General features: G+C 69.3%; 1 protein-coding gene. It reads right to left on the bottom strand.

From position 1 onward, the window contains the following. Positions 1 to 3: 3 nt before the first annotated feature. Complete coding sequence (locus I1A62_RS37475; protein ID WP_219457322.1) at positions 4 to 15,780, bottom strand: non-ribosomal peptide synthetase; 15,777 nt, start codon at positions 15,778 to 15,780, stop codon at positions 4 to 6. Positions 15,781 to 15,813 lie beyond the last annotated feature (33 nt).

The following is a 15,813-nucleotide window of genomic DNA, read 5'->3' as shown; positions in this document are numbered from 1 at the left end:
CCGTCACGGTTCGCCGTGGTCCCCCGATCTCCGAAGCAGTCGGCCGATCTCGGCGAGCGGGCCCGGGTCTGCCATCTCGGAGTGGGTGGTGTCGATGTGGTGTGCGGTGACGACGCCGTCGGCGTGCTCACGCCAGGCGTCGACGACGTCGGGGTGCCGGTTCAGGTCGCGGGCGGCGACGAACAGGTCGAGGTCGCCGTCGAACCGCCGGGGGCGGTGGGTCGACGCGATCAGCTCGAGCCGCTCGATCACGGCCCGGATCTCCCGTAGCCGGTCGACGCTCACGTACGCGCCGAACTGCGCGATCAGCTCGTCCTCGCTCAGGGTTTCCGGTTCGGGTGGCTGATGTTGCGGCAGAAGCGTGTCGAGGAGTGCCGGCGCGGCCACCTCGTGGCCGGCGTCGCGGAGCTGGACGGCCATCTCGTGGGCGATGGTTCCGCCGAGCGACCACCCCAGCAGGTGGTAGGGGCCCGCCGGCTGGACGGCGCGGATCGCGTCGACGTACCGCGCGGCCAGCCCGGACAGCGTCTCGGGCAGGTCCGGCCTGCCGGTCGCCTGGATGCCGTACAGCGGTCGGTCGCCGACGTGATCGACGAGACCGCCGAAGCACCAGGCCAATCCGCTGAGCGGGTGCACGCAGAACAGCGGCGCTCCCACATCGGCGGGGCGGAGTTCCACCACGGTGTCGAAGAAGCTCTCGGGCCGTGCGCCGTCGTCGATCCGGGCGGCCAGGCGCTGCACCGTGGGGTCGGTGAAGACCCATTCGATGGGCACGTCGCGGTCCAGCCGGCGACGCAGTTCCGTTGCCACCGACGCCGCTCCCATCGACGTGCCGCCGAGCGTGAAGAAGGCTTCGTCGGCGGGAACGTCGGCAATGCCCAGGACGTCCGCGAATACCGCGGCGATCGCCTCTTCGAGTTCGCCTGCCGGCAGCGCGGATTCGACGACCTCGATCGTCGGGGCCGGCAGTGCGGCGCGGTCGAGTTTGCCCGACGGCAGCAGCGGCATCGTGTCGACGACCGTCACCGACGCGGGGACCAGGTGCCGCGGCAGCCGGCCGCGCGCGAAGTCGAGCACGGATCGCGGCGTCAGACCCGCGGCGCCCGCGACGTACGACGCCAGCACGGTGTCCGTCGGCGTCGGCGTCGGCGCCGCGATCGTCGCGGCAACATCGATGTCGGGGTGCCCGGCGAGCACGGCATCGACCTCGGCGGGTTCGACGCGGATTCCGCGGATCTTCACCTGATCGTCGCTGCGGCCCAGGTATTCCAGTTCACCGCCCGGGTCACGCCGCACGACGTCGCCGGTGCGATACAGCCGCTCCCCCGGTTTGCCATAGGGGTGTGCGACGAATTGTCCTGCGGTGAGGTCACTTCGGCCCAGGTAGCCCCGGGCGATGCCGCTGCCGGCCAGATACAGTTCGCCCGTCACGCCGTCGGGCACGGGGTGCAGACGCGTATCGAGGACGAAGGCGGCGTTGCCGTCCAGGGCGCTTCCGATGGTGATCGGCAGGCCGGGTTCGAGGGGGCCCGCGACGGACGCGTCGACGGTGAACTCGGTCGGACCGTAGGCGTTGAACAGCCGGTGCCGCCGCGACCACCGGTCGGCGAGGTCCCTGGGCAGTGCCTCTCCCCCGACGACGACCGTCGACGGTGCGAGGCTGTGCGGGTCGAGGGAGGCCAGCACGGTCGGCGTGAGCGTGAAGTGGGTGATGTTCTGCGACACCACGAACTGTGTCAGTTCGTCGCCGGCGTAGCTGAAGGCGGGTGCGGCCACGAGGGCGCTGCCCAGCGACACCGCCCAGAGCATTTCGAACACCGCGACGTCGAAGGTCGGGGAGGTCGACTGCAGCACCCGGCCGGCGTCGCCCCCCTCCACGTCCGGCGTGTAGGCGGGCGTGGCGAGGAGGGTCGTGAGTCCGCGGTGCGTGACGACGACGCCCTTCGGCCGGCCGGTGGAACCCGACGTGTAGATCACATACGCGGCGTTGTCGATGTCGGGTGCCGCCGGATCCGCGTCACCGGAGGGCCGCTCGTCCAGGCACAGCCAGTCGACGGATCGCGGCAGATCCCCGACCTCGCCGACGGTCAATCCGAGCACCGCGCGCGAGTCCGTCAGCATCCAGTCGAGCCGCTCCGCGGGATGGGTGGGATCCAGCGACATCCACGCCGCACCGGCTTTGGTCACCGACCACACCGCCAGGAGCCAGTGCCGGCCGCGGGGTGTCGCCACGGCGACGACGTCCTCCGGGCCGACGCCGCGGGAGGCGAGTGCGCGGGCCCAGCGGTCCGATTCTTCGTCAAGTTCGCGGTAGGTCCACCGGGTGTCACCGTCGACCACCGCGACGGCGGACGGGGTGGCGCCAGCACGGGTGGCAAGGATGTCGCCGAGCGTCCGCGGCGTGGCCACCGGCCGGGGGCCCTGCACGAGTTGTGCGCGTTCGGTGTCGTCGAGGATGTCGAGGTCGCCGACGGCCGCCGACGGGGTGGTCAGGGCGGCCTCGAGGACGACGGCGAACCGGCTCAGGAGCGTGAGCGCCGTCTGCCGGTCGAACAGGTCGGTGGCGTAGTCGAGTCGCACCGTCATGTTCTCGGCCGCGTCGGTCACGTCCCACACGAGGTCGAATTCCGTTGCCTGCGTCTCGGGATGGTATTCGTCGGTGCCGACGAAAAGTTCAGGGAAGTCGACGGCCCGCTGGTACGTCAGCATCACCTGGAACAGCGGGTTGTGTGCCGCGGATCGGGGTGGGGCGAGGTGTGTCACGACGTCGTCGAACGGGACGTCGGCGTGCGCGAGCGCGTCGAGGTCGACGGTGCGGACGTCCGCGAGGAATTCCTCGAACGGTTGCGCCGGCGAGACCGCGGTGCGCAGTGCCACGGTGCCGACGAACATGCCGACCACCGAGTCGAGCACCGGATCGGGACGGCCGCCGACCGCCGTGCCCACCACCACATCGGACTGTCCGCTCACGCGGGCCAGCAGCACCGCGAGGGCGGCGTGGAGCACCATGAACACGGTCGTTCCGCGGCTGCGTGCCAGTGCGACCACCCGCTGCCGCAGGTCGTCGTCGAGCGTCCATTCCGCACTGGCCCCGACGTGGCTGGGGTGTTCCGGCCGGGGGCGATCGGTCGGCAGCGGGAGCGGCCCCGACACACCGGAGAGCACCTGCGCCCAATGCTCGAGTTGGGCGCGGGCCGCGCTGCCGGGATCGGAGGCAGTCCCGAGCAGTTCGCGCATCCAGATCGCGTAGTCGGCGTACTCCACGACCAGCGGCGCCCACTGCGGGGCCGACCCGTCCGCGCGGCACCGGTAGGCGGTGTCGAGGTCGGTGAGCAGCGGTCCCATCGAACCGCCGTCCAGCGCAATGTGATGGACCACGACGCCGAGCATGAAGCCGCCGCCCTCGGTGCGCCACAGTTTCACCCGCACCGGGGTCTCGGTGGTGAGGTCGAACGGCCGGGCGCTCCACGTGTCGATGGCGAAGTCCGCTTCCGCGCCGACGTCCTCGGTCACGGACTCGACGGGCAGCACCAGCTGATACGGGCCTTCGGCGTCGACGGGGAAGACGGTGCGCAGCAACGAATGCCGCTCCAGCACGTCCCGCATCGCCAGCCGGAGGGCGTCGACGTCGACGTCGCTGCCGACCCGGGTGACGAACACCATGTTGTGCAGGGCGGTGTCGGGGGTGACCCGGCTGAGCAGCCAGAGGCGTTGCTGCGCGGGCGACAGCGGCACTCGCGCCCCGGACGGGCGGGGACCGAGCACCGGCCGCACGGCTCCCGACGCGGGGGCGTCCAACCACCGGGCGAGCGACGCGGGGGTCGGGTTCTCGAACAGCACCCGCACGGGCACGTCGACGCCGAACGTGGCGGACAGTCGGGCCGTCACCGCCGTCGCAGTCAGGGAATCGCCGCCCGCGTCGAAGAAGTTGTGCCCGGCACCGATCCGGGCGGAGCCGAGCACGTCCGCGAACACGCCGGCCACCATCTCCTCGGCCGCGGTGCGTGGGGGTGCCGCGACGACGTCGTCGCCCCAGGCCTCCAGCGCGGCGACGTCGAGCTTGCCGTTGGCGGTGAGCGGCAGGGTGTCCATCGTGACGATGCGGGGCGGCACGAGGTACGAGGGCAGACGGCCCGTCAGCTGCTGTCGCAGCGTCCGGGAGTCGAGGTCCGTGCCGGCGACGAAGGCCACGAGGTCGTTTCGCTGCACCGCCACGGCTGCCTGCTCGACACCCTGCAGCTCCAGCAGCGCCGCCTCGATCTGGGCCGGTTCGATGCGCATGCCGCGCACCTTGATTTGCCGGTCGACGCGGCCGATGAAGGTGAGGTGGCCGTCCGCCCGTCGGTGCACCAGGTCGCCGGTGCGGTACCGGCGGGTGCCGTCCGGGGCGGCGACGAAGCGTTCCGCCGTGAGGTCGGGGGCGCCGAGGTAGCCCTGGGCGAGTCCGGGTCCGGCGAGGTAGAGCTCGCCGACACCGCCGACGGGGACTGCCCGCAGCTGCGGGTCGAGCACGACCGCGGTGGTCCCGGGGATCGGGGCGCCGATCGTCACCGTGCCGGTCGCGGATCCGGGCTCGAATTCGGTCAGCGTCGCGACCACCGTCGCCTCGGTCGGACCGTAGGCGTTGAGCAGAAGCCTTCCGGCACTCCATGTTCCGGCCAGTTCGGGACTCAGGGCCTCGCCTCCGACCCCCACGACGCGCACCGACTCGAGCCCGTGGGGGTCGAGCGTGGCGAGCACGGACGGCGTGGAGAGGTAGTGCGTGACCCGCTGCTCGACCAGCAGCCGATGCAGTTCGGCGCCGGCGAAGACGTCGGCGGGGGCCACCACCAGGCAGGCGCCCGACCCGAACGCGAGCAGCATCTCCAGCAGCGCCGCGTCGAAGGCGGGGTTGTAGCCGTGCAGCACACGGTCGTCGGGGCCCACCCGGTACCGCCGCACCACCTCGGTGGTGAGCGGGCCCAGTCCGCGGTAGGTGACCGCGACGGCCTTGGGTGTGCCCGTCGACCCGGAGGTGTGGATCACGTACGCCACGTCCCGTGCGCACTTCTGGTAGCCCTGGCCACCGAAACCGCTCACGGGGCTGAAGGCCGCGCCGGTCTTGGCGACGGCCCAGAGTTCGATCACGAAGTCCGACGACCGCGGCAGGTCGATCGGAACCACCTCGCCCGGTCCGACGCCCAGCGCGGTGAGCTTCCGCGCCCGCGCGTCGGAACGCTCGTCCAGTTCGCGGTACGTCAGCGTGACGTCGCCGTCGGTGAGTGCGGCGTTGTCGGGATAGGCGGCGGCGGTGGCCGTCAGGATCTCGGCCAGGGTGCGTTCACCGGCGGGCTGCGGACCGACGAGCGGCTCCGCGGCGGTCAGCGCGACGTCGCCCACGGGCAGGTCGGGATCGGCGCAGACCGCCCCGAGCACCCGTCCGAGTTCGGTCGCCATCGTGTGGACGGTCGCGGGGTCGAAGGCATCCGCCGAGTACAGGGCGGTGCCACGCATGCCCGTGGGGACGTCACCGTCGGAGGTCTCGGTGAGGGTCAGGTGGAGGTCGAATTTCGCTGTTCCGGTGTCGAATTCCTGCGCCACCACCGTCATGCCCGCCGCCTCGAGGGTGGGGATCTGCAGGTTCTGCAGGGCCAGGGCCACCTGTGGGGTCCGCCCGCCGAGCAGTCCGGCCACCACCTCGAACGGCACGTCCGCGTGCTCGAAGGCGTCGACGTCGAAGTCCCGGACCTGTGCGAGGAGTCCGGTGAACGGCATGTCGGGCAGTACCTGTGCCCGCAGCGCGAGGGTGTTGACGAACATGCCCACCAGGGAGTCGAGTGCGCGTTCCCCACGGCCGGCGACGGCGGTGGCGACGACGACGTCGGGCCGGGCGGCGAGCCGGGACAGCACCACGGACAGCGCCGCGTGCAGGACCATGAACGGTGTCGCGTGGTGTCGCGCTGCCAACTGGTGCACGGCCTGCTGCACGTCCGCCGACACGTCGAATGCGACGACGCCGGCGCGGGTCGAGCCACTCGTCGACCGGTCCGGTGTCAGCGGCGCCGTGCTGTCGATGCCGTCCAGCGCCCGGCGCCAGTGCTCGACGCGGCGCTGCCCGTATTCGCCGTCCAGCAGTTCCCGCTCCCACACGGCGTAGTCGGCGTACTGCAGCGGCAGTGGGTTCTCCTGCGGGGCGATCCCGGTGGAGTGCGCGGCGTAGGCGTTGAGCACGTCGGCGACGAGCGGGGTCAGCGACCATCCGTCGGCGGCGATGTGGTGGATGTTCATGGCCAGCACGTGGCGCTGCGGGTGCAGACGCAACAGGGCGACGCGGATGGGCCGGTCCTCGGTGAGGTCGAAACCGCGGGCGGCGAACTGCTCCATGAACTCGTCGGGATCGCGCACGTCGACCGGCGTCAGGTCGAGCGGCGCCGGGTCGAGGATCTCCTGGTAGGGGTGGCCGTCGACGGGGTACCGGGTCCGCAACGTCTCGTGCCGCCGGATCACGTCTTCGAACGCCGCGGTCAGCGCGTCGACGTCGAGTGCGCCCTCCATCCGCACGGTGGCGGGCAGGTTGTACGTCGGCGACCCGGGGTCGGTGCGGTTCAGCACCCACATGCGGTACTGGCTGCGGGACAACGGGATGCGGTCCGGTCGGGGCCGTGCGACGAGTGCGGGACGCAGGTCGGTCTCGGGGACCGCGTCGTCGAGGGCTTCGGCCAGTTCGGCGACGGTGGGGTGCGCGAACAGGGTTCGCAGCGGCACCAGGTGTCCGATGGAGTCGGTGAGCCGTGCCGTCAACTGGGTGGCGAGGAGGGAGTTGCCGCCCGCGTCGAAGAAGTGCGTTCCGCGGCCCACGTTCTCCTGTCCGAGGACGTCGGCGAACACGCGGGCCACGGCGCGCTCGGTGTCGGTGTGCGGCGGTTCGTTCTCGGCGACCCCCAGTGCCGGCATCGGCAGCGACCGCAGGTCGAGTTTGCCGTTCACGGTGGGCGGCGCGGCGTCGAGCACCACCACCGCGGTCGGAACCAGGTAGGCCGGCAGCGATTCGGCGAGGCGGCGTCGCAGATCGTGGGTGTCGAGGTGGCCGTTCGGCAGCACGTAGGACACCAGCATCTCGGCGCCGGCGCCGGTGGTGCGCACGACGGTGGCCGCGAAGTCGACGTCGGCGAGCCGCGCGATGACGGTGTCGATTTCGGCCGGTTCGATGCGCACTCCCCGCATCTTGATCTGGGAGTCGTTGCGCCCGAGGTACTCGAGTTCGTGGGCGGCGGCGGTCTTCCGCCAGCGCACCAGGTCGCCGGTGCGGTACAGGCGTGCGCCGCCGTCGGCCGCGACGAACCGCTCCGCCGTCAGACCCGGCTGGTCCGCGTAGCCGCGGGCGAGCGCGCTGCCCGCCAGATACAGCTCGCCGGGCACGCCGGGAGGGACCGGGCGGAGCCGGTCGTCGAGCACTACCGCGGACACACCGTGCACGGGGGCGCCGATCGAGACGGGCTCCCCCACACCGAGTGGTCCGGTGCTGAACGCGTACATGGTGGTCTCGGCGGGGCCGTACGCGTTGAACAGGCGACGTCCGGCCGCCCAGCGGTTCACCAATTCGCTGCCGAGTCGCTCGCCGCCGACCATCAGCACCTGCAGGTCCGGAAGGTCCCGTTCACCGAGGGTCGCGAGGATCGTCGGGGTCATGCAGGCGTGCGTGATGCGGTCGCGTTCCATCAGGTCGGCGAGCGGAGGGCCGGCGTATTCGGCGTCCGACGCGATCACCAGGGTGGCTCCCGACGCCCCGGCGACGAGGACCTCGAGCAGCGTCATGTCGAATCCGGGCGCACCGCGGTGCAGCATCCGGGAACTGGGGCCGGCCGCGTACCGCTCGCGCAGGTCGGCGTCGAGGGCGGCCAGGCCGCCGTGCGTCACGACGGCGCCCTTGGGTGTGCCCGTCGTCCCCGAGGTGTAGACGACGTACGCCACCTCCGACGTGAGCGGCAAAGCGTGCTCCGGCACACTTTCCCACTCACGTGGGGTGAACGGGGTGCGCGCGGGGTCGAACAACACCGGGGCCGCACCGGTCTTCGCGATGGCCCACAGCCGCACCACCGCGTCCACCGACCTCGGCTCGGCCCACGGAACCAGGCTTCCGCGGCCCACCCCGCTCTCGCCGAATTCGCGGGCGAGAGCGTCGGATCTCGTGTCCAGTTCGCGGTAGGTGAGTTCGACGCCCCCCTCCATCACGGCGACGGCGTCCGGCGCAAGGGCGGCGCCGCGGGTCAGAATCTCACGCAGCGTCGACGACGCGGGCGCAACGGGACCGACCGCGGGCACCAGGGCGGCGCGTTCCGCGGCATCGAAGAGGTCGATGTCGCCCACCGGCAGCAGCGGGTCGGCACTGACGGCCTCGAGGAACCGCACCAGCCGCAACGCGAACTGCTCGATCGTCGAGTGCTCGTACAGGTCTGCGTCGTAACCGAAGTCGAGGTGCAGGCGCCCGCCCGGACCGGACTCGGTGACGGTCAGTTGCAGGTCGAAATTGGCGCGGTCCACGATGTCGCCGACGGGTGTCACCGTCAGCCCGGGCAGGGCCACCGGGCCCGGCCGACTGCGCTGCATCGACAGCGCGACCTGAAACAGCGGGTGGTGGGACGTCGACCGCGCCGGATTCAGTAACTCGACCAGAGCCTCGAACGGCATGTCGGCGTGCGTGTAGGCGGCGATGTCCCGTTCGTGGACGTGCGCGAGCAGTTCCGCGAACGTGGCCGACGGATCCACCGCGGTGCGCAGCACCAGCGTGCCGGCGAACATTCCCACCATGTCGTCGAGTTGCGGATCGGTGCGACCGGCGACGGCGGTCCCGATGGGGACGTCACGGCTGCCGCTGTACCGCGAGAGGACGGCGGCCAGTGCGGCGTGCAGCACCATGAACGTGGTGGCCCGGCCGCCGCGCGCCAGCGTCTGCACCGCGTCGTGCAGTTGTTCGCCGAGTTCGACGCCCACCGTGCCGGCGTGACCGGACGCCGCCGGGCGCGGATGGTCGGCGGGCAGGGTGACCTGCTCGGGCAGGTCCGCGAGGGTGTCGAGCCAGTACCGCCGCAGGGTGTCGGCGGACGCGTCGTCGAGAACCGCCCGTTGCCACACGCTGTAGTCGCTGTACTGCACGGGCAGCGGGAGCCACTCGGGGCTACCACCCCCGAGGCGAGCCTGGTACGCCGTCATCGTGTCGCGGATCAGCGGGGTGAGCGACCACGCATCGGCGGCGATGTGATGCACCACGAGGGCGAACACGTGCGCGCCCGGTCCGACGCGATACAGCCGCGACCGGATCGGTGCGTCGACGGACACGTCGAATCCGCTGTCGACGAACGCGCGCAGGTGCGCGTCGACGGCGTCCCCGGGCAGCGCGATCGGCGTCAGATCCAGCGGGACGTCCTCGGCGTCGAGGACGACCTGGTGCACGCCGTCGGCATCGGACGGGTACACGGTACGCAGAGTGCGGTGCCGTTCGATCAAGTCTTGGGCGGCGGACGCCAGGGCATGCACATCCAGTTCGCCGTCGAGGCGGACGACGAGCGGGAGGTTGTATCCCGAAGCACCGGTGTCGAATTGGTTGACGAACCACATGCGCTGTTGCGCCGGCGACAGCGGAACGCGGCCGTCCTGCGACGCCGGCCGCAGCGGGAGGCGTCGGCGCCTGGCACCGGACCGCTCCTCGATCCGGGCGGCCAACTCGGCGACCGTCGGGGCTTCGAAGACGTCCTTCACCGTCACGTCGATGTCGAAGACGGCGCTGACGCGTGCGGACACCCTGGTGGCGAGCAGCGAATTGCCGCCGAGGTCGAAGAAGTTGTGCCGCGTCCCCACCTCGGCACCGCCGAGCACCTCGGCGAACACATCCGCGACCACGTCCTCGATGGGTGTGTGTGCGCCCTGCCCGTCCGCGGTCACGACCCCCGGATCGGGCAGCGCGTCGCGGTCGATCTTGCCGTTGACGGTCAGCGGGATTTCCGGGACGGGAATGACAGCGGCGGGGATCAGGTGTTCCGGCAAGATGGCCCTGAGATGCCGCTTCAGCGTGGCGGCATCGGACAATGTGACCGAATACGCCACCAACTGTGTGCCGAGCGCGGTGTCCCGCAGCACCACCGCGGCCGCGTCGACAGACGGGTGTCGCAGCAGTGCCGCCTCGATCTCCCCGGGCTCGATACGGTAGCCACGGATCTCCACCTGGGAATCGGCGCGACCGATGTAGTCGATGGTTCCGTCGCTACTCTGGCGGACCCGGTCGCCCGTGCGGTACATGCGTTCACCGTCCGCCGCCGCGATGAAGCGGGTGGCTGTCAGCGCAGGCCGACGGTGGTACCCGCGGGACACCTGAGTGCCCGCGACGTACAACTCGCCGACAGTGCCCGGCGGCACCGACTGGAGCGACGCGTCCAATACGTACGTTCTGAGTCCCGGCAGCGGCAGGCCGACCGAGGGCCGGGTTTCTGCGCTCGTCAGATCGTGGCGGGTGACGTGAACGGTCGTCTCCGTGATGCCGAACATGTTGACGGCTCGGATCTCCGGGCGTCGCTCGAGCAGCGGCGCCACGGTGGAGGCGTCGAGGGGTTCGCCGCCGAAGATCAGCAGTCGGAGACTCTGCGGCAACTCTCGGTCGACGAGTTGACCGAACGCGGAGGGAGTCTGATTGAGAACCGTGACACCTTCGCGCTCGAGCAGCGAGGTGAATTCGTCGGGCGAGCGAGCCACGAAGTGATCGACCACGACCAATCGGCCGCCGGTGGTGAGCGCTCCCCACATCTCCCACACCGAGAAGTCGAAGGAGAACGAGTGGAACAGGGTCCACACATCTCGTGGACCGAACCCGAACTCCACGCGGGTGTTGGCCAACAACGACAGCACATTCGCGTGCGAGACGAGCACGCCCTTGGGCTGCCCGGTCGAACCCGACGTATAGATCAAGTAGGCGCCGCGCCCCCGTGCATGACTGCCAACCTTCCGCGACAAATCAGCGCTCACCGGCGGCGTCACCATAACGGTGGGGCAATCGACTGAGGGAAGACGCTCGGCGTCGGCTTCGTCGGTGAGCAGCGCCGCAGGCGACCCGTCGCTCAGCAGGTAGCTGATGCGTTCGGTCGGGTAGTCGACGTCGACGGGCATGTAGATGCCGCCCGCCTTCGCCACGGCGACGATGGCAATCACCACGTCGATGGACCGTGACAGTGCAACGGCCACGACGTCCTCCGCCGCTACGCCGACGTCGCGCAGCCTGCAGGCGAGTTCTTCCGAACGGTGATGCAATTCGGCGTATGTCAGGTCGGTGTCACCGAAGCTCGCGGCTACCGCGTCGGGACGCTGAGCCACCTGCGCGTCGAGAAGGTCGGTAAGCGAGTCGGCGTCGAGTTTCACGCCGCCGCCGCCCGACAGCGACGACGCGCGCTCCTCCGCGCTCAGTACGTCGATGGCCCCGATCGCGGTGTCCGGCTCATCCGTCGATGCAGTCAAGACGCGCAGTAGTCGCGCTGACCACTGCGTGACCGTTTCCTCGTCGAAGAGCGACTCAGAGAAGGTCATCGAGCCCACCAGCCCATCGGCGCCACCGTCGCCGGAGCGCCGTTCGCTGATCGACACTTCCAGGTCGAATCGGCTGATGTGCGAATCTAGTTCGCGGGCCTGAATGTTCATCCCGGGCAGCTCGACGACGGCACCGGCGAAGTTCTCGTAAGCGAGCATGACCTGGAACAGCGGATGGTGACCGCCGGACCGGGCGGGTGCCACCGCATCGACAATCAGGTCGAACGGAACGTCCGAATTCGCGAATGCCGCGAGATCCGTGTGTTGCACCGATGTGAGCAGTTCGGTGAACGTCGCACGCGGATTCACCCGGCTACGCAGGGGCACAGTGCCGACGAACATCCCGACGACGTCGTCCAGGGCGGGGTCCGTGCGACCCGACGTGGGAGTTCCCACCACGATGTCGTCGGTACCGGTGAGCTTGTACAGCAGGACGACCAGGGCCGCGTGCAGCACCATGTAGGTGGTCGAGTTCTTCTCGCGTGCCAGCGTTTCCAGCTTGCGGTGCAGGTCGGCGGAAACCGTGAACCGCACGTGCCCGGCGCTCGGCGCGTCACCGGCGAGCCGGGGTCGATCGGTCGGCAGCGGCAGCAACGTGGGTAGGTCTGCGAGACTGGTCGCCCAATAGTCGAGTTGCCTGCTCCCCAGACTGTCGGGGTCTGCGAAATCACCCAGTAGTTCTCGCTGCCATCGGCTGTAGTCGGCATAGTCGACCGGAAGCGGCGCCCAGTCGGGGCTCCGGCCGTTCGACCGGGCCTCGTAGGCCGACGTCACGTCGCGCATGAGCGGGGCGAGTGAGAGCCCGTCGACAGCGATATGGTGCACCACGACCGCGAGCGTGTGCCGACCAGCTTCGTGCGTGCACAAGCCCACCCGGAGGGGCGGCTCGGCAGTCAGATCGAATCCGCGTGCGGTGAACTCGGATATCTCGTTCTCACTCAACGAGACCAGTTCGACCGACGGGGCTCCGAGCGCCTGAATCGGGCCGTGTTCGGTTTCGGGAAACACCGTTCGCAACAGGGGATGGCGGTCGAGCACGTCGTTTAGGGCGAGGCTCATCGCAGCCACGTCGAGGTGACCGTCGATATCCACGACAAACGGCTCCGCGTATGCGGACGATTCCGGCTGGACCCGGTCGAGTACCCACAACGGCTGCTGGGCGGGCGCGAGTGGCACAGGCCCCTCGGCGGGACGATGTTCGAGCGGAGGGCGCCGCTCGCCTCCTTCGGCGAGTACGGAGGCCAGACCGGCGACGGTCGGCTGCTCGAACAGCTCCCGCACCCCGAGGCGCACGCCGGTAGCGGCGGACAACGTGGACACCACCCGCGTCGCCGACAGCGAGTTGCCGCCGAGCGCGAAGAAGTCGGTCTCCGCATCCACCTCCCCCACACCCAACACCTCGGCCACCACCCCCGCCACCAGCTCCTCGAGCGGACCACGCGGCACACGTACCGACGGCATCGCCGGCTCCGGCAACGCCCCACGATCGACTTTGCCGCTCCGAGTCAACGGCAACTCACCCAACACCGTCACCGAAGCAGGCACCATGTACCGCGGCAGACGCTCGCTCACGAACTCCCGCAGCAACACCCCGTCCAGCCGCTCCCCCACCACATACGACGCCAGCACATCCCCACGCACCACCGTCACCGCGGCATCAACACCAGCACACGACCCCAACACCGTGTCGATCTCCCCGAGCTCCACCCGGAACCCACGAACCTTCACCTGATCATCGACACGACCCACGAATTCGAGCTCATGCGACACGCTCCACCGCACCAGATCACCAGTGCGATACATCCGCCCCGAACCAGAAATGTTCGCCACGAATCGTTCGGCCGTCAGCCCCGGAGCACCTGCATACCCGCGCGCCAACGCAGATCCAGCTAGGTACAACTCGCCCACCACACCCGCAGGCACCGGCCGCAACCTACCGTCCAGCACGACAGCGCTGGTGCCTGGAATGGGACGACCGATGGTGACTGCCGAGTCGACGCCGAGTGCTGCGCTCACCAGCGTTGTCACTGTGGCTTCCGTGGGACCGTAACTGTTCACCATCGTTCGGTCGGCGGCCCAACGGTGGACCAATTCGGATGGAAGTGCCTCCCCACCGACGTCGAGGACCACAAGATCGGGCAGCCCCGCGGACGCCATCGACGCGACCACCGCGGGCGTGAGGACGGCATGGGTGACACGTTCGCGCCGCAACAGTTCGGCCAGTTCGTCGCCGGCAAACAGATCGGGCGGCACGATCACCACGGAGGCACCGGCAGTGAACGCGAGCAGCAACTCTTCGATCGAAATATCGAAGGACGGCGACGCGAAATGCGCCACGCGCGAAAAGGCGTCGACTCGATAGACGTCATGGCGTGCCCGGGCCAGATCTACGAGGCCTCGGTGAGTAACCACCACGCCTTTCGGTGTACCGGTCGAGCCGGAGGTGTACAGCAGGTAGGCCGGATGATCTATCGACAGTGGATGCACGCGATCAACATCCGAGATGGGAGCCGACGATCCCGGCAGGTCATCGATGTCGATCCATGAGACACCCTCGGTAACGACATCGCCATCGAGCGCCAGAGCGGTCGAGGCACCGGAGTCGGCGAGCATGAATGCGATCCGGTCTGCCGGGTATCCGGGATCGATGGGCAGGTAGACGGCGCCCGCACGGGCCACAGCCCACAACGCGACAACTGATTCGACCGAGCGCGGTAGCAGCACGGCCACCACATCCTCTGGACCGAGGCCCTGAGCGATCAGACGGCGCGCCAACCGGTTCGACCGGGCATCCAATTCCCCGTAGGTGATCTCCACACCGGCGTATCTCAGGGCCAGTGCCGACGGATCAGAGGAGCGCAGCAAGGACGCCAACGTCGCGGGCTCTGCAGCCGAAGGCCCCACGCACGGGACAAGATCCGACTGTTCGTCGGCATTGAGGATCGGAAGCTCCTCGATCGGGCCGTCCCATCCCGATCTGACGAAGCTGTCGAGGAATCTCAGGAATCGGGCGTAGTGGGCGCTCAGAATCTCCGCGCTGTACAACTTGGGGTTCGCCTCGAAGTTGACCCGGGCACCACTGCCATCACCCGACGAGTACACGTTGAGTGCGATGTCATCGATGATTCCGGAGGCGAGTGGACGGAATTCTCCGATGACATCGCCGAGGGTGATCTCCGAGTGGTACATCATCAGGTTCACACCGGGCCCGAAGCTACTGCGTGCGGTGTCCGCCGGCATCTCGTCGCGCATGTCCTCGTGGCGGTACCGCTGATGCCGCAGTGCCCCGGTCAGCTCGCGCTGGACGTGGCGCACGAGGTCGGAACACGCGCTGTCCGCCTCGACTTGCGCACGAAGTGGAACGATGTTCGACACCATGCCTGCCGACCGTCGGGCAGCCGCCGTCGTGCGCGCAGAGACGGGCAGACTCAGTACGACGTCGGAGATACCCGTCATCCTCGCCAGATAGGCGGCGAAGGCGGCGACCAGCACGGGCACCTCGGACGAGCCACCGGCACGGGCCCGTTCCACGACCCGACCGTACATATCCTGGTCGAGGCTGCCCCCGACGATCCTCGACGGCATGACAGCGGTCTCTTCGCGGCCGCTCAGCCGGGCGGGTGCAGGAAGGTTGTCGACACGCTTCGCCCAGTGCTCGCGGTCCGTCAGAAATCTGTTGCTCGCCCGGTAAGCGGTCTCGTCATAAAGGTCGCGTAGATCGAGCGCGCGGGAGTCCGGGGCTTCGGTGCCATTGATCAAATGGGTGTACAACTCGGCCACACGCGTGGTGAGAACCACGGCGCCGAACCCGTCGATGAGCAAGTGATGCGCACGGGAGAACCAGAAGTAGTGATCGTCCGCAATCTGTAGAAGGGTCGCCGAGATGAGACGGTCGGTCATCAGGTCTCGCGGGCTGGTGTACTCGACGTCCATCCACTGTCGCGCCTCCGCTCCCGGATCATCGCAGTGGCGAAAATCACGGTAGGTGAGAGCGTCTTGGATCTCGAGATCCACGACCTGGGCAGGCAAGTCTCCGTCATCCACCAGATACATGCAGGGCGATTGCAGCTCGCGACACCCGCGGTCGGTGGCGGCTGTCAGGACGTCGAAGTCGACGTGTCCCCGCAGTTCCACGAATTGCGCCACATTGAGGGGCACGTCAGGGTTCATTTGCTGCGCGAACCAGTGGCCTCGCTGGGCACGCGAAAGAGGGAAGGCGCTCACTGCTGCCATTCCCCGTTCACAAGCCCTCGACCCCGAGCAGCA

It is taken from the genome of Rhodococcus sp. USK10 (assembly GCF_019378875.1).
Taxonomy (GTDB): domain Bacteria; phylum Actinomycetota; class Actinomycetes; order Mycobacteriales; family Mycobacteriaceae; genus Rhodococcus_F; species Rhodococcus_F pseudokoreensis.
Note: the sequence above shows the minus strand (reverse complement) of the source record. Positions and strands in the feature narration are given on the sequence as shown.

Coding starts and splice junctions, on each gene's coding strand:
- I1A62_RS37475 (WP_219457322.1), bottom strand. CDS start 15,780: ATGGCAGCAGTGAGCGCCTTCCCTCTTTCGCGTGCCCAGCGAGGCCAC.